Origin of the sequence: Streptococcus sp. NLN76 (assembly GCF_015686645.1) — a bacterium.
GTDB lineage: Bacteria > Bacillota > Bacilli > Lactobacillales > Streptococcaceae > Streptococcus.
In genome coordinates, this window is sequence record NZ_JADPMS010000024.1 from 1 (window position 1) to 21,990 (window position 21,990).

Genomic DNA, 21,990 nt, shown 5'->3' on the forward strand with positions numbered 1-21,990 from the left:
CAAATTTTGTTTGAGTGTGTTAAGAAATCTTGATGTTGGTAAAGATATGAGTATGAGACGAAAGAAGTTCCATTTGAGTATGGTATTCGATAAATTTTTAAGAGTACTAATTTAAAAAAGATTCTAGTAGGGAATAAATCTACTAGAATCTTTCGTGCGTTTGTCGTGGACCTAGACAGGTTTCATTCCCATAGATCTGATTAGAGCTTAGCTTCCCATGGAGGAGATACTCCACCGATTTTAATTCCTCGAGGTTTCGACAGTTCAGGGCACACAGAATGATTCGGAGCTCTTCTTTCCACTCATTCACGATTTCGATAACCTGATCAACCGTATAACGCTCCACCAAGTCTAACATTGTTCGGGACAATCCAACAGCTCGAGCCCCTAAAACCATACACTTGACCATATCCAAGGGATGTCGCACCCCTCCTGACGCGAGAATTTCAAGGCCATCCACCAAAGATTGGGCATTCAAGAGAGCCTGGACTGTAGTCTGCCCCCAATCATCCAAATAACTCCGTTTGCCACTTCGCTGGTTTTCAATGTAGGCAAAACTCGTTCCACCACGACCTGAAATGTCGACGGTTCGAATCCCCATGTTTAAAGCCTTTTTCATGGTTTTCACATCCATTCCAAAGCCAACTTCCTTCAGAATAATGGGGACAGGGATTTGCTGGGCGTAGGCTTCCAAGTTCTGTTTCCAGGATCTAAACTGACGTTCCCCTTCCGGCATAAGTAGTTCCTGCATCACATTTACGTGAACTTGTAAAAATAGGGGATTCATTTTCTCTACCGTCTGCAGTCCCAATTCTACAGGTTTATCGACACCAATATTGGTTGCCAGCAGTAAGTCTGGAAATTCCTCTTTTGTTGGATAGGACTGATCCTTAGGATTTTGAAGAGCTGCGCTATAAGACCCCGTTACCATCAGAATTCCTGTAACCTCAGCTACCTGAGCTAATTTGCGGTTTACTGCGGCAGCTTTTTCTGAACCACCCGTCATGGCATTGATAAAAAAAGGAAATTCAAAATCCTGACCTGCAAAGTGGGTTGAAAGATCAATGTCTGCCAAGTCATACTCTGGTAGAGAGGAATGGATTAACTCCACATCATCAAAGCTATTATAGGGGGATTGATAAGCCAGTGCATACTGGATATGTTCATCCTTACGATTCCTCACGATAAGTCCTCCTGATATAGTAGTTTGATTCCAGCTTGCTGCCAATCCTGAAGCAAATGCTCTAACACGTCTTTGTCAAAAACAAAGGCTATTCCACAGTCACCGCCTCCTGCCCCAGAGGATTTCGCCACGGCATCATATTGACTGGCAAGGAATCGTAATTGATAAAGCTTTTGGGTATAAATGGCAGGGCTAAGATTCTCGAGTAAATCACTGATGTGATTCAGACTTTTTTTGACCCCTACTCGATTTCCTTTTAGGAAAGCTTCTTTACAACTTAGAGTTGCTAGATTCGTTACCCTTAAAAATTCCGAATCGATAGCCGCTTGCACCTGCCGAATCAAGTCCTTGGAAATAGCTGGTTGTCTCGTCCAGCCCACTAAAAATTGACACGGTAATTGGGGATGAATGACTTCAATCTGATATCCCCAGTCTAAGTCTAAGGTTTCCTGTAAGGAATGAGTTTCGAGATAGAGACGCACGCGCTTTCGATCAAAGGATTGAAAACTAATAAAGGCATCATAAGCGATACAGGCCAGATCACCCATCGATCCATTATCCCCCCGTGCCAATAAAACATAGGAGGCTAGTCGAAACAGAAGATCTGGAGACAGTTCGATTTCCGAAAAGGAGGCCAAGGCTTTCAAAACCAGGATGGTTACGGATCCACTGGACCCAATTCCATACTTCAGCCCATCTTCTTCCATCTTCCCTGAAATCTTCAATTCAAATGGAGGGAGATCGACTGGATTCCTATCTCTATAGCGAGCCCAAACCTTAATCGTTTCCTGTATAAGGCTATAATTTTCATCCTCCTCCATACCAACCGAATACTCAAACATATCCGAGTGGAGCTGAATATGGGAAGCCGGTCTAATACTTGCCTGCATGTAAATAGGAATATTTTTTATTAAAGCCGTTTGGCCAGGAGTTAAAATCGCATATTCACCAGCTACATAGAGTTTTCCACAAGAGGTTACCTTAATTGTCATCACTTGGATCCTTTGTACCTGAACTGATCACTTGATAGCCATAATCCTTTTCAAAAATCTGACTTAAGTTTTTCAAGTCTGATTCCTGACACAATACTTTAACATTAGGACCTGCGTCCATGGTAAAGTAACACTCATGGCCTTTTTGACGTAGACTTTTCACCAAGTCCATCGCCTTGTAGGACTCGGGTGTCAAATAGTTAAAGGATGGGGTCGCAAACTCATTCGTTCGGTGCATGGCCAAGGCATTTTTTTCCGTCAATTGTCCTACCTTAGTAAAATCGTTCTCCTTCAAATACTGAAGCATAGCCTGATAATCTTTCTCGGACTGAGCGATCCAATCTTGGAAGACGGTTGAGGTGCTACTTGCAATCTTCATCCCTTCCCGGCTAGAAATTGGTTTTTTGTTGGCATTCAGAACCAACATGATCATTCCCAATTTTAAATCTGTTTCCACCTGGTAAATCTCACCAGTGTCCTTATCCCAAGCAGCTATTGGTCCAAAGAAAGAGCGTGAAGAAGAGCCTGACGCAAATTTAGCTTTTTGGGCCAAATCTGATCTGCTGTAGCCTGTTTCAAACAATTGATCGCAGGCCTTCACCAAAGCAGACAAACCACTGGAGCTAGATGACAAACCTGCAGCAGTCGGCATAATGTTGTGAGTTTCAACTTTCACATAGGTATTAGGATTGGTGCGATACTGGTCAATAACCGCTGAAATTTTAGCATGTTCCTTTTCATCCTGCAATAGACCATTGATATAGAATAAGTCCTTCTTTGCTTCAGCAGGTAAAAAACTGGCAGTTGTAGTGGTATACAAATTGTCGAGTGTAAGTGAGATACTGCTGGTTGATGGAATCATCCGCTCTGCATCAGCCTTTCCCCAATATTTGACAATGGCAATATTCGCATAGGATTTGACTGTTACACTTTTTCTATCCATACCTGTTGGACTCCTTTTTCAAATAGTTTTTCACGAATCACAAATGCGTCCTCCAAATTTGCTGCAAGAGCGATGACACAACCACCGAGACCACCGCCACTCATCTTAGCACCTAGAGCACCGGCAGTTCTAGCCTGGTCCACTAACTCATCTACAAAAGTCAGGCTAACACCAATAGCCCGTAACTCTTCATGTGCTAGGTTCATGAAACGGCCAACTCCTCGACTATCCTGTAGCTTAATGGCAGCCTCTGTTTGCTCAGCCAAACTTCCCAACATTGCTAGATGAGGACGATTGGTTTCCTCAAATTGCGCCACCTTCTCAACCGCTTCACGTGTATGTCCCTGAATGCCTGAATCCGCAATCACCAAATAGGCATCCAAAATGACGTCTAAACTCTCAAATCCCCTATCCCTACTGAATTTGATGGGGGTATCAGACAAACAGGTTTTCGCATCAAGGCCGCTAGGTTTGCTGTGGGCAATCTTTTCCGCTTGATGGACTAACATTTCTAATTTTTCTAAGGGTAGAAACTCATCGAAATAAGCATACACAGCTCTAATGGCAGCGATCGATACAGCTGCTGAGGAACCCATTCCACGTTTTTGAGGTACCTGTGAATCGATGTTATAAGATATCTTGGCCTCCAACTGATTTAAGGAAGAAAGAGCCGCATAGACTGCAGTTGAGAGGGAATCTTCAAAATCAAAGGTTAGCATTTGACTAGCAGGCTCAATCCTACAAATAGCCTCGATTCCTAGTAAGGGGAGGGCAATAGCTGAATAACCATACACCACTGAATGCTCTCCCATTAAAATAATTTTACTATGGGATCGCCCCATACCTCTATCTACCACATTCCTTACCTCATAGTTCGTTATCCTAATCTGACGTCGTCAAACCTCTTTGTTGGAGTCTATCGATTGCGTTCACAAACGCTTTATCGAGAATATTCAACAGGACTATCAGACTTGTTGAACAATCTTCATCGGCTTTCCTAGTCATTTTTTTGAATTTCTGTGAGTATTTATTGCTCCCCCTATTATACCATGCTTAAAGCAAAGTCTGAAAGACTACCTTCCTTCTCAAAGGGTAACAGCTTTAAAGCATTGTTCCTCATCAAATTTCAAATTCTGACCTTGCCTAGCCTCCTCTTTGAAAGATTCGAGTATTCCGATGGTGATAGTCGTTATGTATGGCATTATCGGATATCCCTTGAGCCATAAAAAGAAGGGCTAGAGATCCCCCAGCCTCATCATATTTTATCAAACAAAACAACCATTTAGTCCACAGGTCATATCTGATGACTCCGCCCCTAGACGGACTGGCTTAGGTTCTAAAGCAAAGGCTATTTCCAGAGCTTCTTCAAAGACCTCTTGGGGGTGAGCTCCGGAAATAGAGAAAGGACCGCCAAAGAGGACGGAGGAAACTGCTGTAATCCCCAAGGCCATTCCAGCCTCTTGATTTTCCTCATACTCATTACATTTCAAAATCTGAATGTGTTAATCCTCTTCGCCGAACCCTAAGTTCTGTCTTCATCGGATTGCCTTTTCAGATTTCGAACTGTTTAGAGTATAGTCTTTTAGTTTGCTTTTAGTACAAGGCAGCGAGTCGCAGGCAGTACTAAAGTACGGCAAGACGAGCTAACACAGTAATAAAAGATAAACTAAAAGAGTATATCAACGCGAGAAGCATATTCCTGGGATAGCAAGGCTTCGTCGACAAGCTCTGCTTTCAAGCCCAGTTCTTGGGCTAAATCCAGACCACGGCTAAAGTCGGATTGATAAGAATAGAGTTGCCATTTCTTTTCCCAAGTCCTTGGCCCTTGCCAAATGAATCAAATGATGACTTTATCGGCTATATTTTTTTCATTTCCATTCACTTCTGTGTAACAGGATAACCCTTTTTTGAAAAAAGGTTCCTGGCGCTAGGCCAGGAACCTTTAAGAATTTATTTAGACTTAATATAATTGACTCCGACTGCCTTCGGTGCAACGGCTTTTCCAAAGAAGGCCGCAAGGACAACGATGGTTAAGACGTAAGGAGCAATCTGTAGATAAACAGCTGGAACCTTATCAAAGAGTGGCAATTGGCTACCGATAACAGCCAAACTCTGAGAAAGTCCGAAGAAGAGGCTGGAGAGCATGGCACCAACTGGACTCCATTTTCCGAAAATCATCGCAGCAAGGGCAATAAACCCAGGTCCAACAATAGTGGAAATGGAGAAGTTTACGGAAATGGATTGGGCATAAACCGCACCTCCGACTCCTCCAAGGAAACCAGAAATCATGACACCCGCATACCGCATCATGTAGACATTGATTCCCAATGTATCCGCCGCTTGAGGGTGTTCACCAACGGAACGAAGGCGCAGACCGAACTTGGTCTTGAACATAATAAACCAAGCCAGGAAAGAGGTTGCGATGGCCACGTAACCCATAATCGATGTATTCTTGAAAAAGACTTCTCCGATAAAGGGGATATCTGATAAAATCGGGAAATCAAAGCGTCCGAAGGACTCCTGGATGTTGTCCGTTTGTCCCTTGTTGTAGAGCACTTTGACCAAGAAAACTGTTAAGGCTGGAGCCATCAAGTTCAATACCGTACCGCTGACAACATGGTCCGCCCGGAAATGAACGGTCGCTACCGCATGGAGGAGGGAGAAGAGAACGCCCGCCAAACCACCAACAAGTAAGGCCAACCATGGAGTTGCATCGTCAAGAGCAGATGCAGTTGAAAGGTTGAAGACAACCGCTGAAAAAGCGCCGACAACCATAATTCCTTCCAAACCAACATTGACAATCCCTGAATGCTCAGAGAAGGTTCCACCAATGGAGGTGAAAATGAGAGGGGCTGAATAAATCAGCATGGAAGACACTAATAAGGCTAATAGGGTTTCGAGATTCATTTAGCTTGCCCTCCCTTTTTTGCTTTTGACTCAAGGAATTTTTCAATCACGTAATGAATTCCAACGAAGAAGATAATAGAAGCCGTCACAATGTTAACCAATTCTGGTGGAATGGACGCTGCATTCATCCCCGGTGCACCAACTTGGAGAACCGCAAAGAGGAAGGCCGCGAAAATAATTCCAATTGGAGAGTTATTGGCCAAAAGGGATACGGCCATCCCATTGAAACCGATAGACAAGGACGAACCTTGAATGTAAACATTTTGGAAGGTTCCAAGTCCTTCCACAGCACCCCCAAGACCCGCAAGGGCACCAGAGATAATCATGGAAATAATGATAATTCGTTTAGAGGACATCCCTGCGTACTCACTGGCATGAGGGTTAAGACCAACCGAGCGAATTTCAAATCCGAGGGTGGTTTTCTTCAACAGGAACCAGATAAGGGCCACCGCGATAATAGCGAAGAAAATCCCAATGTTCATCCTTGAATTGCTGGTAAGAGCCCGCAACCACTCTGTCTGATAAGTAGCGTTCATGCCAACCGGCTTACTAGAGTCGGTACTTTGCATAACGGATTGTGGCAGTTGGTGAATCAAGGCATTTCCCACAAAGAGAACAATGTAGTTCATCATGATAGTGACAATAACCTCACTGGTCCCCAAGTAAGCCCGAAGGACACCTGGAATAGAACCAACCAAACCACCCGCTACCATGGCAATCACGATGGTAGCGGGAATCATAACCAATCGAGGTAAATCCGGATTGAGTAGGGCAAAGGATGCGGCTGCAATCCAGCCTGCCAAGGCTTGTCCAGACAAACCGACGTTAAAGAATCCTGCTCGACTAGCCACTGCAAAACCGAGACCAATTAACGTCAAGGGCCCCATAGCCCGGAAAATTTCCCCAATAGATCTAAGCGAACCAAAAGCTGTCGCAAAGAGCGCTTCATAGCCCCAAATAGCATCGTAGCCAAAGATCCACATAATGATGGCTCCTAGGAGAATCCCAAGGAGAACGGAGATCAAAGGGACAGCTGCACCTTGAAGTTTCTTAGACATTTCCTTCCTCCTTCTTCAATTCTCCACCAGCCATCAAGATACCAAGCTCTTGCTTGTTGGTGGTTTCAGGATCCAATTCACCCTGAATGTGACCGTCATGGATAACTGCAATACGGTCTGAGACGTTGAGAATCTCATCCAATTCAAAAGACACCACCAAAATGGCTTTACCTTTATCCCGCTCTTCAATCAGGCGTTTGTGGATGTACTCTATCGCTCCAACGTCCAAGCCCCGTGTTGGTTGACTAACAATGAGGAGATCTGGATTACGATCAACTTCCCGCGCGATAATGGCTTTTTGCTGGTTTCCTCCAGAAAGTGCCTTTGCTGGCACATACTCACTGGCGGCCCGCACATCAAATTCAGCCATCAGGCGACGTGCTTGGTCATAGATGTTCCCATAGTTGAGAATCCCTTTGGAACTCATAGGCTCTTTGTAGTAGGTTTGAAGCGCAATATTTTCTGAAATAGACAATTCTAGCACCAAACCATCACGATGGCGGTCCTCTGGAACGTGTCCAACTTGCATTTCAGTAATGGTCCGCGGGCTTGCACCAACGATATTTTCACCTTTAAGTGTAATAGTCCCAGATTTTACCTTACGGAGTCCTGTAATCGCTTGGATCAATTCCGTTTGACCATTCCCATCGATACCGGCAATTCCGACAATTTCACCTGCCCGAATATCCAAAGTAAGATTTTTCACAGCTGGAACTCCACGGTTTTCCAAGACCACCAAATCCTTAATGGAAAGGACCGTTTCTTTGGGTTGTGCCTTAACCTTTTCTGTTTTGAAGGAAACAGAACGTCCCACCATCATCTCAGCAAGGTCTTGGTTGGTTGCACCGGCAATTTCAACGGTCTCAATACTCTTACCACGACGAATGACAGTCACACGATCCGCAACGGCCCGGATTTCATCCAATTTGTGGGTAATGAGAATCAGAGATTTTCCTTCTTTGACCAAACTCTTCATAATTTCAACCAGTTCTTGAATTTCGGAAGGGGTCAAAACCGCTGTTGGTTCATCAAAAATCAGAATGTCAGCACCACGATAGAGAGTTTTCAGAATCTCTACCCGTTGTTGCATCCCTACGGAAATGTCTTCCACCTTAGCAGATGGATCTACTGCAAGACCATACCGCTTGGACAGTTCTTCAATTTCTTTGGTGGCTTCTTTAATGTCCAGCACACCGTTTTTGGTAACTTCACTTCCAAGGATAATATTTTCTGCGACCGTGAAAGCCTCTACTAGCATAAAGTGCTGGTGAACCATCCCAATCCCCAAGGAAGCAGCCTTTGAAGGAGAATCCAATTGAACAACTTGGCCATTGACCGCAATTTCACCGCTGGTTGGTTCAAGCAAGCCCGCCAGCATGTTCATCAAGGTTGATTTTCCTGCCCCATTTTCTCCGAGAAGGGCGTGAATCTCGCCCTTACGGAGTTGAAGGTTGATATGGTCATTGGCAACAAAATCTCCAAATTTTTTGGTGATATCGCGCATCTCGATGACATGTTCATTTGCCATATTCCGTTTATCCTTTCTAACGTCTTCCTAAATTATTTTTCAGGAACCGTTACCTTGCCATCGATGATGGCTTGTTTTGCTTCTTCGACAGCTTTTTTAGTGTCTTCGTTCAAGTTATCGTAAGTTACTTCTACACCACCTGATTTCAAATCGTAGGCAGTTGTTGTTCCACCAGGGAACTTATCTTCTTGCAATTTAGTTGCCATATCCTTGATGGTGTTTCCGACCTCTTTCAATGTTGAAGTCAAGACTACGTTAGATTCTTTACCATCTTTGTCTTTGTATCCACCTTGAGGGGCTTGATCGCTATCAACACCGATAACCCAAACTTTTTCGTCTGAATCAGCAGCAAATTTCTCATTCCGGGTAATCGCTTCATTCAGAAGGCCATCACCAGTTTTACCAGAAGCGTGGAAAATCACGTCTGCACCAGCTGCGTATTGAGCAGCTGCAATGGTTTTACCTTTAGCGGCATCATTAAAGGAACCAGCATAGTCCACTTGGACTTTAATCGATGGGTCAACTGATTTGACCCCTGCTTCGAAACCTTTTTCAAAGCGCGTGATAACTTCACTTTCAACCCCACCAATGAAACCAACTTGTTTGGTTTTGGTGTTCTTGGCCGCAGCAACACCTGCAAGGTAAGCTGCTTCTTGATCCGCGAAGGTTGCTGAAGCAACGTTATCCAAATCAATCACGCTATCCACCATCACAAATTTTGTATCTGGATTGTTTTTAGCGACTTCCTCCAATGATGTTGCAAGGGCAAATCCAGCACCTGCAACCATATCATAGCCTTCTGTGATGGCTTGTTGGAAATTGTTGGTGAAGTCAGATTCATTTTCAGACTGATAGTAGGTATAGCCTTGATTTTGTTCCAAATTGTTTTCTTCACCCCATGCTTTCAAACCTGTCCATGCAGATTCGTTGAAGGAGTGGTCATCAACCCCACCGGTATCCGTCACGTAGGCTACACGAATGGAATCTGAAGCAGCTTCTGAACGATCACCACTGCGGTTAGAACACGCTGCCAAACCAAGTACTGCAAGTGATGCTGCTCCGAGTGCTACAATTTTATTTGACTTCATTACAATCTCCTCTTTTTATTTCATTCTTTAATTTAAATCTTTAAAAGAATAAGGTAACAACTCTTCCATAGACATGGTTTTCGTTGACCCATCCTTGGCAATTAATGTAATCGGCAAATCGGCTTCAAAAAATTCAGCCATTACCTGACGGCAAGCTCCACAAGGCGAAACAGGTCTCTCCGTTTCTCCGTAAATATACAGAGCTGAAAATTCAGTAACTCCTTCTGAAACTGCCTTAAAAATAGCAGTTCTCTCTCCACAATTGGTTAAACCAAAGCTCGCATTTTCAATGTTGACCCCGGTATAATAGCGACCATCCTTGGCCACTAAAACAGCCCCAATCGGAAAGTGAGAATAAGGAACGTAGGCTTTTTGGGCCATTTCCATCGCTAATTGAATTGGATCAGTAGCCTCCATCCACAACCTCGCCTTTCATGATGGCAACACCTGAAGAAGTTCCAATACGTGTTGCACCAGCTTCAACAAAAGCTACTGCATCTTCATAGGAACGAGCTCCACCCGCTGCTTTAACACCGAAATCGGGTCCAACTACTCGGCGCATCAATTCCAAATCAGGAACGTTTGCTCCAGCAGTTGAAAATCCAGTTGAAGTTTTCACGAAGTCTGCACCAGCCTCAACTGTTAATCGAGAAGCACGTTCCTTCTCTTCATCCGTTAACAAGGCTGTTTCAATGATCACCTTAACAAGTGCATCTCCGCTAGCTTCAACAACTGCTTGGATATCCTCTAAAACAGCTTGGTCGTCTCCATCTTTCAGAGCTGCAATATTAATAACCATGTCTACTTCACTCGCTCCATTTTTAACAGCCTCTGCTGTCTCAAACGCCTTGGTTGCAGAAGTTGTTGCTCCCAGAGGGAAACCGATGACGGTACAAACCTTTACATCAGTTCCAGCCAATTCCTTGGCAGCCAAAGCTACCCAGCTAGGATTCAAACAGACGCTCGCAAAATCGTACTCTTTAGCTTCTTCAATCAGCTGTAGAATCGCGTCTTTTTGGGCATCTGCTTTGAGTAGTGTATGGTCAATATATTTGTTAAGTTTCATGGTTTTTCTCCTATTCATTTGCCATGGTATTCGTTTACATTACACTATCTCTATTCTATCATTTTTTACAGAACAATGACCACCTCCCTTCAAGATTTTTCTGTCAAAAAAGAGGTTGAAAAAATTCAACCTCTTACTAAAGCAAGTGACCGTGTTCCGCTAACTCATTCTATTGAAATGGCTAACCTTTCACCCATTCCTGGTAAAGGCTTGCCCCCAAATGAGGGACCTCTGCCACTTTTACGAGTAGATGAGTCAGAAGATTTTGCCCTTGAGAAAGGAAGGGTCAAACCTCGCACCATCACCTAAGTCTATTTTTCAGGAACTTTTATATTTCCTGCAATAATAGCTTCTTTGGCGTCTGAAACGGCTGCTTTAGCATCTGAGGATAGTTGACCAGTAACTAAGTTCACCCCTCCAGACTTCAAACCATAAACAATGGTTTGATTCCCAGGGAAATTTCCGTCACTCGTCTTTTCTGCAACATCTTTCAAAGCTGCTCCGACTTCTTTGATCGTTGAAGTCAAAACAAAGTTTGCTTTTTTTCCATCCTTGGAAGTGTATTCGCCTTCTGCAGATTGATCCTGGTCGACACCGATGACCCAAACTTTATCGGCTTCATCACGTGTTTCATTCAAATCTTTAGCTTCCTTGAAGACACCTGCTCCACTTCCACCTGCTGCATGGTAAATAACATCAGCTCCACCGGCGTATTGCGCCTGCGCCAAAGACTTGCCTTTTGACGCGTCGGTAAAGGAACCTGCGTAATCTACCTGAACTTTGATATCTGGATCCACCGAATGGACACCAGCTTCAAAGCCTTTTTCAAACCGTTTGACAACCTCAGATTCCATACCGCCAATAAAACCGACTTGTTTTTTCTCTGTGGTTTTAGCTGCTGCAACTCCCGCCAGGTAAGCCGCTTCTTGATCCGCAAATGTTGCACTGGTTACGTTATCTTGACCTTCAATGACCTCATCAATAATCAAGTAATTAACTTCTGGGTGATCCTTTGCAGCTTGTTCAACAGCATTTTTCACCATAAATCCAATACCGATAACCAAGTTACTACCATTGGTTGCTGCTTGTTCAAAATTATTGGTGTAGTCGGACTCAGAATCGGATTGGTAATACCCATAGCCATTTCCTTCACTTAACCCCTGAGATTTACCCCAGGCTTCCAAGCCTTCCCAAGCAGATTGGCTAAAGGATTTATCATCAACACCTCCAGCACCTGTAACAAGCGTCGCCTTAACCTTGGTTTCCGTATTCTCTGTGTTACCTCGCTGTCCACAGGCCACTAATCCCAGTGTCGCCACCGCCAGACCTGCTACAGCCAGAATCGGCTTTTTATTCAAAGCGCTAACCTCCATTTTTTACATACGATTGACAGTATAGCATAGAAACGATGATTTGGCTAGACTTCATTCGTGAAAAACAAGGAATTTTCTTGAAAACTTCCAAGAACATATCATAAACACGAACGTTTTCAAACTCAGTGTCCCTTATATACAAAAAACCAGGAAATTCCTGGCTTTTTGCAGTCTTATTTAGTAGGGACTTGTAGGTCGCCTGCTACGATTTTGTCTTTTGCTTCTTTAACAGCAGCTTTGGCATCATCAGACAAGTTTGTTTCTGCAAGGTCAACCCCTTTATCTTTCAAACCGTAAGTGATGTGTTTACCACCTGGGAACTTATCATCTTTAGCTTGGTTGGCCAAATCCTTCACAGCTTCCCCAACTTCTTTCAAGGTAGAAGCAAGTACGAAGTTAGACTCTTTACCGTCTTTAGAAGTGTAGTTCCCTTCATCTTTCTGGTCACGGTCAACACCGATTACCCAAACTTTTTCTGCTTCGTCTTTGGTTTCATTCAAGTCTTTCGCTTCTTTGAAGACACCAACACCAGTACCACCAGCTGCTTGATAGATAACATCTACACCAGCTGAGTATTGAGCTTGAGCGATAGATTTACCTTTAGCGGCATCACTGAAGGAACCTGCGTAGTCCACACGAACATTGATAGAAGGATCTACAGATTTAACACCTGCTTCAAACCCTTTTTCGAAACGAGTGATAACCTCTGATTCCATACCACCGATGAAACCAATTTCTTTAGACTTAGTTGTTTTAGCAGCTGCCACACCAGCTAGGTATGCAGCTTCATTGTCCGCAAAGGTTGCGCTCGCAACGTTGTCCATGTTTTCAATCACTTCATCAATGATAACATAGTTAGTATCTGTGCGATCTTTTGCTGCAGACTCAACGGCGTTACGAAGGGCGAATCCAATACCAAATACCAATTGGTTACCACTTGAAGCAGCTTGTTCTAAGTTGTTTGCGTAATCAGACTCACTTTGAGATTGGATGTAGCTGATTCCATTTCCTTCAGAAAGACCATTTTCTTTCCCCCAAGCCATCAACCCTTCCCAAGCAGATTGGTTAAAGGACTTATCGTCAACCCCACCAGTATCGGTTACGATAACGGCTTTAAGGTCGGTTTTAGCATCGGCATTTTGACTTGTAGAACGGTTTCCACAGGCAACCAAAGTTAGCGCTGCTGCAGCCGTCAATCCGATACCAAACCATTGTTTCTTGTTCATGTTGAACCTCCTAAAAAATGTTAGAACTGATGAGTGATTGTCATCACTAAGCAAAAACGATGTTAGGGATGTCGAAACGAAAATCATACTCATTATAGTCTTTTAGTTTATCTTTTATTACTGTGTTAACTCGTCTTGCCGTACTTCAGTACTGTCTACGACTCGCTGCCTTATACTAAAAGTAAACTAAAAGACTATACTTTTCAAAATCTGAATGCGTCAATCCTCTTCGCCGAACCCCTGGTTCTGTCTTCATCGGATTGATAGAGGTTGGGACAAAGTCTCAACCTTTCTATTTTAGTTAGTGGAGTAACTGTTCCATTGCATAAAAATTTCGACTGTTTTGAGTATTAAAACAATTCTATTACCGAACGATTTCAATAATTTCCTTGATTTCGACCTCTTCGTTTCCTATTTTAACATTTTCCAGAAATTCTTCAAGCATAACTTTCGGAATTTCCGAATTTGCATAAATTCTGGCTAGAACTTCTCCTTCTTCTACACGGTCGCCTACTTTTTTCTCAAAAACAATCCCTGTTTCGAAATCAAGTGGGTCTGTTTTAACCGCTCGACCTGCTCCCAACTTCATAGCAAACAAACCATAGTAAAGTGCTGGTAGTTCGGTAATATAGCCACCTGTAGGAGCCTTAACTTCATAGACTTCTTGGACTTGAACAGGACGGTAAAGATCTTCCAAATCTCCACCTTGAGCTGCGACCATTTCTTCCAATTTTGCCAAAGCAGAACCGTTTTCAAGATGGGAACGAACCTCCTCAACGGACTTTTCAACGCCCGCCAAAGCCAACAACATTTGCCCTAACTCGCTGACAAAGTTCGTAATATCCGAACGACCTTGCCCCCGTAAAATCTCAATCGCTTCTAGCAACTCCAAACGGTTTCCAATCGCCCGACCTAAAGGCTGGCTCATATCAGTAACCACTGCAACAATCTCTCGACCAACAGCTTTCCCAAGGTTCACCATTGTGGTCGCCAATTCACGCGCCTCTTCAATGGTCTTCATAAAGGCTCCTTGACCGACTGTCACATCCAAGAGGATGGCATCGGAACCCGCCGCAATTTTCTTACTCATGACTGAACTGGCAATCAATGGGATAATATCCACTGTCGCAGTAACATCCCGAAGGGCATACAGCAATTTATCCGCCTTAACCAAGTGGTCGGACTGACCAATGACAGAAACGCCAATATCTTGGACTTGCTGAATAAAATCAGCTTCTGGGATTTCCACTTGGAAACCTTTAATGGATTCCAGTTTATCCAAGGTTCCACCCGTGTGCCCCAAACCACGGCCACTCATCTTTGCAACCGATACGCCGAAACTTGCCACCAATGGTGCCAGAATCAAGGTCACCTTGTCCCCGACTCCACCAGTAGAATGCTTGTCCACTTTGATCCCTGGAATGGCAGACAAGTCCACCTGATCTCCACTTGCCACCATGGCCATGGTGAGATCACTAATTTCCCGCGTATCCATTCCTTTGAAATAAATAGCCATCGCCAAAGCAGCCATCTGGTAGTCTGGAACCCTTCCGTCCACATAGGCTTCGATGAGCCAATCAATCTCCTCTGTACTTAAGCTATAACCGTCTCGTTTTTTCTGAATTACATCAACCGCTCTCATTCTTTCACACTTCTAAGGATGTAATAACCCTTATCCTTTCTAATAATATCACAATGACCGAAGATTTCTTCCATTTTCTTCTTTGCACTTGGCGCCCCTTGTTTCTTTTGAATGACTAGGGTCAAATCTCCCCCAGACTCCAAGTAAGCCGGCGCCTCCTCAATAATCCTGTGGACCACCGATTTACCCGCCCGGATAGGGGGATTGGAGATAATATGGGTAAAGGTCCCTACCACCTGGTCATAGACATCAGAGGCAAAAACACTAGCCTCCACCCCATTGGCCTGGGCATTTTTGATAGCCAGGTCTAGAGCCCTTTCATTGACGTCCACCATGGTTACTGTCTGTCCCTGCACCTTGGCGAGGGTAATTCCCAAGGGTCCATAACCACAGCCCACATCCAAGAGCGATCCTCCAGGTACAAAGTCGAGGCTATCCAACAACACCCGCGACCCATAGTCCACCTGTTTTTTTGAAAAAACACCAGCATCCGCTAAAAAACGAAAATCCGTGCCCAAGAGGGACACGCGCAACTCTCGCACATCATGTGCAGCATCCGGCTGCCGCTCAAAATACATCTTACTCATAGGTTTATTCTATCACAACTGGAAGCATTATGGAAACGGTTTACAGCACTGCAACCCTATGATATACTAGGCGAAGAAACGAGGATACTATGCAGGAATTTTTGAATTATCGTCCCATCAAGCGAGAGGAATGGCGTCTTTTGCAACCCGGATTAACCAACGCCGGACTAACCCAGGCAGAATTGGATGCCATCCGAAGCCTCAATGACCCCATCCAGCTGGAGGAAATCCATGACATTTACCTTCCGTTAATTCATTTGCTTCATATATATAGAAAAAACAAAGAAGAACTCAACCGATCCAAAGGAGCTTTCCTTGGTCAAACCGCTAGCAAGTCCCGCTTCATCATTGGAATTGCTGGTAGCGTTGCTGTCGGCAAATCGACAACCAGCCGCCTCCTTCGTCTGCTTCTACAACAGGCATATCCTACATTACAGGTGGATTTGGTCACCACGGATGGTTTTCTCTATCCCAATGCCACTCTAGAAGCTAAGCAGATTATGCACCAAAAAGGCTTCCCCCAGTCTTATGACATGGAAAAATTGCTAGACTTTTTGGACCATATCCGTAATGGAGATGCCTACGATGTCCCCCTCTACTCCCACGAAAGTTACGACATCCTCACTGATCAGGCCTTTCACTTGGAAAACACAGATATCTTGATCGTAGAAGGGATCAATCTCTTTCAAATCTCTGACCAACCCAATCTTTACAGTCTCGATTATTTTGATTTTTCCATCTATATCGACGCCCCAACCGACCTCATCGAGCAGTGGTACCTCGAGCGTTTCCTCAAATTGCGAGAACTGGCTATGGAGAAGCCGGAAAATTACCACCACCGCTTCAGCCTCATGAGCGTAGAGGAATCCTTGACCTATGCACGCCATATTTGGGAAAGCATCAATTTGGTCAACCTACAAGACTATATCCAGCCCACTCGAAATCGGGCTCAAATGATTCTTCACAAAGACCAAGACCATAAAATTGATAAAATCTACCTAAAAAAATGAAATCTTCTTGTCAAGCTAGGGAAATTCCTGTATAATTAGATAGTTATTACATATGGAGGTGAACATTTTGGCAAATATTAAATCAGCTATCAAACGCGCTGAATTGAACGTGAAACAAAACGAAAAAAATTCAGCTCAAAAATCAGCTATGCGTACTGCTATCAAGAACTTCGAAGCTAACCCAACTGAAGAACTTTTCCGTACTGCATCTGCTGCTATTGATAAAGCAGAAACAAAAGGTTTGATTCACAAAAACAAAGCAAGCCGCGACAAATCACGCCTTGCTGCTAAACTTGCTAAATAAGAAAGTTAGAAGCTCCCTGGGAGCTTTTTTCTTTTTTCAAGTTTTCACTCTGAGTATAATTGTCTATTTTCCTTAGCTCAAAATTACAAAAAAGAATCTGTCATTTTCCCCATCCCATTTCCCAAATATAACGACGTTCCTTTGAGATGGTAAATTTCAACAGCATAGTACAAAACAGGTTAGGAAACCACCCTAACCTGTTTTGTTATTCTCTTTATTTTTACTTTCTTTCTTCGCCTTCCTGCGTCCACCGTAGCGTTTTTTGCCCTCTTTACTGAGGGTGAGTTCAAAGATACTTCCTTTAGGGTTGTTATCCCTGACTTGGATATCTGCATTCAAGGCATCAGTGATTTGTTTAGCTAAGGAGAGGCCTAGACCAAAGCCAGAACTTTGGCGGGTTCGAGCTTTGTCGACGCGGTAAAAACGATCAAAGATGCGAGCTTTTTCGGTGTCAGGAATTCCAATTCCATTGTCCCAGACTTGAATCCTTAAATCTCCATTACGGTCTTGAGGGAAGAGACGGATTCCAACCTGACCGTCCTCTTCCGTATACTTCATGGCGTTGTCAAAGAGGATGGTCAGAACCTGCTTTAACAAAACCTTGTCCGACTGAATTTGGCCTTGAAACTCATTAATAGACTGGAAATCCTTTCCATTTTCCTCGGAAACGAGGGCAAAATTTTCCAGAATATCTTCAAAAAATTTGGTATCAATTGTCTCAAAAACAGGATCGATTCCATCGTCCCGACGAGCCATACTCAGGAGGTTGGTCGTCAGTTTACGCATATTCCGAACTTCTTCCAAGCTAGCCGCAACAGATTCGCTTTCATCCAAGATTGTTGCTTGGGGTTTGCGGAAGAGTCCTTCCAAGCGATTTTGGAGAACAGCTAGTGGCGTACGGAGCTCATGGCTGGCATTCTCAATAAAGGTTTTCTGTCTCTGCATACTATCTAACAGCGGGGCCATCGTTAATTTAGCCAGGTAGTAACTAGCAAGAATGGAAATTAACCAGAAAATAAACAGAACCATCATAACCGTTTTCTCATTGCTTTGGTTTGTTGATTCAATTTGGCTGGTATTGATTAAAACCGCTGCGTAGGCAATCCCTTCAATGGGTTGTGCCAGCTCTAGGGGAAAGCAGATTTCACGGAATTTTTCTTTTTTTCCAAAGGTTGTTTTCATTTCAACCTGACGAATCTGATGAAATTTTTTCTTAGCATCCAAAGTGAGATTGCTAGTATCAACCAAATGGCTATTCGTCGATAGGACTTCCCCATTTTCATTAAACAAAAGTACTTCTGAATTCGCTGAAAGTGGGGCCTCAATGTTTTTAAGGTCCTTCTCAATGCCTGCAACATTCTCTGTGTAATCATTTAAAGAGCGTAGGGCAGCTAAAACCGTCGCTTCCGAATTCTGACTATAATTTCTCAAGGTCGCATCAACGGAACCATAAATACCGGATCTCATGATCTGAAGAATCAGCAAGGTCATTGCACCAAAAATCAATGTAAAAACGGTAACATAGCGAATAAAATAGGGAAAATTAGCGGATTTAACTTTTTCTCTAACCTTCTTCATGCTTCAAAATATATCCTACACTTCTAAGCGTCTGCAAGTGTTCTGCAAAATCGCTACCTTTAAGTTTCTTCCGAATTTTGGACACATAAACCTCAACTACAGATATGGTGGTATCCGAATCGAAGCCCCAGATTCGGTCAAAAATTTGGGATTTGGGCAGAATCACATTTTGATTTTGTAGGAAGTAGACTAGGAGATCAAATTCTTTCCCCAACAGTTCGACATCCTTCCCTGCCATTTTGGTGCTATTGGTATTGAGATCGACTTCAATGTCTCCATAAGTCAGCTGATTGACATTGAACTTTCCTGAACGCTTAAGCAAGGCTTGAATACGCATTTTCAGCTCTTCAAGGTAGAAGGGTTTGGTTAGGTAATCGTCTGCTCCCAACTCAAATCCATGCCCCTTGTCCTCCAAGCTTTCCTTGGCTGTCATGATCAGAACAGGAGTTGTGACACCCTTCTCTCGTAATTCTTGGAGAACTTGGAAACCATCTTTTTCTGGCAACATCAAATCCAAAAGGATGAGGTCATAGATTCCAGATTCCGCCTCATAGAGACCTTCTTCTCCATCAAAAACCTGCATGACATCCGCAAAGTCATCCAAAAAATCAAAGACCGAATTGGATAAGCTCAAGTCATCTTCGACCAACAAAATCTTAATCATAACTTCCCCTCTTTCAAAAAGGCTTGGAGCCTGTATAGGTTCCAAGCCTTTTCCTGTTGTTCTTCTACTCATCAAAATTCAAATTCTGACCTTGTCAATCCTGACGGTGAACTTATTGATTGCCTGCTTTGCACGCGTTTTATCGATAGTATTCAACAGGTCTCCCAGACCTGTTGAACAACCGTCATCGGCTTTCCGAATCATCTCTTTGAATTTTTTCGAGTGTTCTATTTTTAATTTAGTTACGTATTCCATCCCTATTTTAACTGCGGAAACTTAAAAAATCCTAATATCCTTTAAGAGCTGCCAATACTTGTGCTTGGTCCCGTTCCATTAAGGCGACACGCGCCTCAATTTCATTGATCCCCATAAGAATATTCCGCTGCATGGCCATATCCTCCACTTTCGGTTGGAAGAAATCCTTATAAGCCTGCAATTGATCCCGACGATGGAAACTATTGGCCGGATAGATGATGTATTTATCGAAGGACATATCTCCTCCCAAGGCATCCACAATCCAGTCCCAATGTTGACAAGCCCACTCCCAAGCCAGAGGACTAGCCTTGGTTTGAAGCAAGAAAGCCCGGTACCAAGAAAGGGCCAAATCTTGTGGTTTCACCACCGATTTATCCTGCCATTTTGATAGCAGCTCTTGCAAATGTTCTTCCTTTTGAGCATAGGAGAGAGCACTTGCCAATTGCCGCTGGAAGGTTCCATCGGTTGCATTTTGATACAAATCAAGGTAGCGTTCTACCAACTCTTTTGACTCAGCCGACTTCATTTGGTTGACCAACACTTGGGAACGGATGGAAGCAGGTGTCGCCTCCAAGTTGTCCTTATACTGTTCATAAAGGGCTGTGACTCCTGCCATGACTGGGGCATCACCAGCTTCCACCAATTGGGCCAAGGCCACTTGGCGAACCAATTCATCCTGCTCTGCCTCACCAGCTTTTGGCTCCAAGCCCAAGGACTCGATAGACGGTCCAAAGAGCTGGGCTACTTTCTGGTTCAAGGCAGCTTGTGCGGACTTATCTTCTTCGAGGAAGCGAGCCAAAGCACGGACGACATTAGCCCAGGCGGAGAGAACGATAAAGGCCTTCTCCTCTGGCCATTTCTCCATTAAAGCAATCAAGGAAGCATAAGAAATTCGATCCGCTTCTGCCAATAATTGCTGCTCCTGGATCAGCTGCAAACGACTGATCGCATCCAAATCAGCCAAATTCTCAAATAGGGCTGCTCCCACCTGACCTTGGTAATCACAGATATAATGCGCTGTATTGCCATCATTCAGGCGAAGGGCACCCGCAGCCTCATTAGTCGCTGCCAAGGCCGCGTAACCTGGAATCACTAAGGTCTTCTCGGTCATCATATCCGGCAAGCCCTGCCAGTTGCTGTTCAGTGGAATATGCCAGAGGCGATTCTTATCTTCCCCTTGTCCCAAGAAGAATTGCTCTTGAGTAAGAACAAGGTTATCCCCCTCTAAAGAAACGGTCACAACTGGATATCCCGGTTGCTCCAACCAAGATTCCATAAAGGCTCCCACTTCTTTTCCAGAAGCGCTTTCCAAGGCTGCCCAAAGGTCAGCCCCAACCGTATTGCCATATTGGTGTTTACGGAAATAAGCTCCCAAGCCTTTGGAGAAGGCTTGATCTCCCAACCAACGATGCAACATGTGCATGAGACGGCTACCTTTGGCATAGACAATGGCAGGGTCAAAGAGGGTGTTGACCTCATCTGGATGGTTAACCTGTACATGAACAGACTGCACACCATCGGTCGCATCCCGACGAAGGGAAAGCGGAATACCACTGGTTTGGAAGTCTTCCAAAATGTTCCAACCTGGCTCCAAGCGATCCACGCTGACATACTCCATCATATTAGCGAAGCTTTCGTTCAACCAGAGGTCATCCCACCATTCCATCGTCACCAAGTTTCCAAACCATTGATGCGCTACCTCATGAGCAATCACTAAGGCCACCTGTTGCCGGCTGTGGAAACTAGAGTTGGCATCCACCAAAAGATAGACTTCACGATAGGTTACCAAGCCCCAGTTTTCCATAGCCCCTGAAGAAAAATCAGGCAAGGCCAAGTGGAGAGATTGAGGGATTGGGTAAGGAACATCAAAGTAATCTTCGTAAAATGCAATCACACGCTTGGCAATATCTAAAGCAAATTCAAGATTTCTCTCTGGATGAGCCTTGCTAGCATAAACACCAACCAAGGTTCCCCGTTCCGTGCGATCCGTGATTCCCTGAAGGTCACCAATTCCGAAAGCTAAGAGATAAGTGGACATCCGAGGTGTTCGTTCAAAGGTCCAAACACCTGTCTCAACGCCTCGTCCCGGCTCCTCTTCCGGCATATTGGAAAGTGCAATTTCTCCCTCTGCTTGGTCAAAACGCAAGGTCAAATCAAAGGTTGCCTTGGCTTCTGGCTCATCCACACAAGGAAAAGCTTCCCGTGCAAAATGACTCTCAAACTGGGTTGAAATGATTTCCTTATCTTGTCCATCCAAACGATAGTAAGATGGGTAAATACCTGTCATGCGGTCGTTAATGATCCCTTGATAGGTGACCACAACTTCAACATCCCCAGCCTCAAGACCAGAAGCCGTCACCAAATCATTTTCCTGATCGACGACAAAGTCACGCTCCTGCCCCGCAACCACGATGGAAAGAATGTCCAAGTCCTTTTGGTGCAAGTACAAGTCACTTCCTGACAAGTGTCCTTGAATGGTCACCTGACCGCTAAAAGTGCGAGCTTTACGCTCAATTCTTAAATCCAAAGCATAGTGTTCTGGTTGAAACGCTGGATACAAACGTCGTAATTCTGTCATAACTTCCC

At 44.1% G+C, this 21,990-nt stretch carries 21 protein-coding genes; 3 read left to right on the forward strand and 18 right to left on the reverse strand.

Annotated features, from left to right (window positions below; translation table 11 throughout):
* Window positions 1-142: 142 nt before the first annotated feature.
* The 11 genes from fni to deoC form a co-directional block, all read right to left on the reverse strand.
* Entirely contained in the window at window positions 143-1,183 is a 1,041-nt protein-coding gene (gene fni / locus I1A59_RS05750) for a type 2 isopentenyl-diphosphate Delta-isomerase (RefSeq protein WP_196091842.1), read from the reverse strand.
* Window positions 1,180-2,178, reverse strand: coding sequence for a phosphomevalonate kinase (locus I1A59_RS05755; RefSeq protein ID WP_196091843.1), 999 nt, complete (start codon window positions 2,176-2,178; stop codon window positions 1,180-1,182). The genes fni and I1A59_RS05755 overlap by 4 nt, the downstream gene beginning before the upstream one ends.
* Window positions 2,165-3,118 (reverse strand): diphosphomevalonate decarboxylase, encoded by a 954-nt coding sequence (mvaD, locus tag I1A59_RS05760; protein WP_196091844.1) that lies wholly within the window; start codon window positions 3,116-3,118, stop codon window positions 2,165-2,167. Before mvaD ends, I1A59_RS05755 begins: the two co-directional genes overlap by 14 nt.
* Window positions 3,100-3,960 carry a mevalonate kinase gene (gene mvk, locus I1A59_RS05765; RefSeq protein ID WP_196091867.1) on the reverse strand — a complete coding sequence of 287 codons (861 nt, stop codon included), beginning with the start codon at window positions 3,958-3,960 and terminating at the stop codon, window positions 3,100-3,102. Before mvk ends, mvaD begins: the two co-directional genes overlap by 19 nt.
* 423 nt (window positions 3,961-4,383) lie before the next feature.
* Entirely contained in the window at window positions 4,384-4,608 is a 225-nt protein-coding gene (locus I1A59_RS05770) for a hypothetical protein (RefSeq protein ID WP_196091845.1), read from the reverse strand.
* A gap of 460 nt (window positions 4,609-5,068) precedes the next feature.
* The gene (locus I1A59_RS05775) at window positions 5,069-6,025 is read right to left on the reverse strand and encodes an ABC transporter permease (protein ID WP_196091846.1); all 957 of its coding nucleotides are present in this window, start codon (window positions 6,023-6,025) and stop codon (window positions 5,069-5,071) included.
* Window positions 6,022-7,083, reverse strand: coding sequence for an ABC transporter permease (locus I1A59_RS05780; protein ID WP_196091847.1), 1,062 nt, complete (start codon window positions 7,081-7,083; stop codon window positions 6,022-6,024). Before I1A59_RS05780 ends, I1A59_RS05775 begins: the two co-directional genes overlap by 4 nt.
* Window positions 7,076-8,611 (reverse strand): ABC transporter ATP-binding protein, encoded by a 1,536-nt coding sequence (locus tag I1A59_RS05785; RefSeq protein ID WP_196091848.1) that lies wholly within the window; start codon window positions 8,609-8,611, stop codon window positions 7,076-7,078. The genes I1A59_RS05780 and I1A59_RS05785 overlap by 8 nt, the downstream gene beginning before the upstream one ends.
* A gap of 32 nt (window positions 8,612-8,643) precedes the next feature.
* Window positions 8,644-9,699 (reverse strand): BMP family protein, encoded by a 1,056-nt coding sequence (locus I1A59_RS05790; protein ID WP_196091849.1) that lies wholly within the window; start codon window positions 9,697-9,699, stop codon window positions 8,644-8,646.
* Between the two features lie 27 nt (window positions 9,700-9,726).
* Window positions 9,727-10,116, reverse strand: a complete 390-nt coding sequence (locus I1A59_RS05795) for a cytidine deaminase (protein ID WP_196091850.1) — start codon at window positions 10,114-10,116, stop codon at window positions 9,727-9,729.
* Complete coding sequence (gene deoC, locus I1A59_RS05800; RefSeq protein WP_196091851.1) at window positions 10,103-10,765, reverse strand: deoxyribose-phosphate aldolase; 663 nt, start codon at window positions 10,763-10,765, stop codon at window positions 10,103-10,105. The genes I1A59_RS05795 and deoC overlap by 14 nt, the downstream gene beginning before the upstream one ends.
* On the opposite strand from deoC, the gene I1A59_RS05805 reads away from it, so the two are divergent.
* Window positions 10,739-11,074, forward strand: coding sequence for a hypothetical protein (locus I1A59_RS05805; protein WP_196091852.1), 336 nt, complete (start codon window positions 10,739-10,741; stop codon window positions 11,072-11,074). The two genes, deoC and I1A59_RS05805, sit on opposite strands and share 27 nt — an antisense overlap.
* 2 nt (window positions 11,075-11,076) lie before the next feature.
* Here I1A59_RS05805 and I1A59_RS05810 read toward each other — a convergent pair whose 3' ends face one another.
* From I1A59_RS05810 to I1A59_RS05825, 4 genes are all read right to left on the reverse strand, one after another.
* Window positions 11,077-12,123, reverse strand: a complete 1,047-nt coding sequence (locus tag I1A59_RS05810) for a BMP family protein (RefSeq protein ID WP_196091853.1) — start codon at window positions 12,121-12,123, stop codon at window positions 11,077-11,079.
* A gap of 188 nt (window positions 12,124-12,311) precedes the next feature.
* Complete coding sequence (locus tag I1A59_RS05815; RefSeq protein ID WP_196091854.1) at window positions 12,312-13,364, reverse strand: BMP family protein; 1,053 nt, start codon at window positions 13,362-13,364, stop codon at window positions 12,312-12,314.
* A 364-nt stretch (window positions 13,365-13,728) separates the two neighbouring features.
* Window positions 13,729-15,006, reverse strand: coding sequence for a pyrimidine-nucleoside phosphorylase (locus I1A59_RS05820; RefSeq protein ID WP_196091855.1), 1,278 nt, complete (start codon window positions 15,004-15,006; stop codon window positions 13,729-13,731).
* Window positions 15,003-15,593, reverse strand: coding sequence for a class I SAM-dependent methyltransferase (locus I1A59_RS05825; RefSeq protein ID WP_196091856.1), 591 nt, complete (start codon window positions 15,591-15,593; stop codon window positions 15,003-15,005). Before I1A59_RS05825 ends, I1A59_RS05820 begins: the two co-directional genes overlap by 4 nt.
* Before the next feature lie 89 nt (window positions 15,594-15,682).
* Between I1A59_RS05825 and coaA the strand changes: the two genes are divergently transcribed.
* Both coaA and rpsT read left to right on the forward strand, forming a co-directional pair.
* Complete coding sequence (gene coaA, locus I1A59_RS05830; protein WP_196091857.1) at window positions 15,683-16,603, forward strand: type I pantothenate kinase; 921 nt, start codon at window positions 15,683-15,685, stop codon at window positions 16,601-16,603.
* A gap of 67 nt (window positions 16,604-16,670) precedes the next feature.
* Window positions 16,671-16,907 carry a 30S ribosomal protein S20 gene (gene rpsT / locus I1A59_RS05835; RefSeq protein ID WP_135037360.1) on the forward strand — a complete coding sequence of 79 codons (237 nt, stop codon included), beginning with the start codon at window positions 16,671-16,673 and terminating at the stop codon, window positions 16,905-16,907.
* A 192-nt stretch (window positions 16,908-17,099) separates the two neighbouring features.
* Here the strand turns inward: rpsT and I1A59_RS05840 are convergent, their stop codons facing one another.
* From I1A59_RS05840 to I1A59_RS05850, 3 genes are all read right to left on the reverse strand, one after another.
* Window positions 17,100-18,485 (reverse strand): HAMP domain-containing sensor histidine kinase, encoded by a 1,386-nt coding sequence (locus I1A59_RS05840; protein ID WP_196091858.1) that lies wholly within the window; start codon window positions 18,483-18,485, stop codon window positions 17,100-17,102.
* Window positions 18,472-19,149, reverse strand: a complete 678-nt coding sequence (locus I1A59_RS05845) for a response regulator transcription factor (protein WP_196091859.1) — start codon at window positions 19,147-19,149, stop codon at window positions 18,472-18,474. The genes I1A59_RS05840 and I1A59_RS05845 overlap by 14 nt, the downstream gene beginning before the upstream one ends.
* A gap of 286 nt (window positions 19,150-19,435) precedes the next feature.
* Window positions 19,436-21,982, reverse strand: a complete 2,547-nt coding sequence (locus I1A59_RS05850; RefSeq protein WP_196091860.1) for a M1 family metallopeptidase — start codon at window positions 21,980-21,982, stop codon at window positions 19,436-19,438.
* Between the last annotated feature and the right edge of the window lie 8 nt (window positions 21,983-21,990).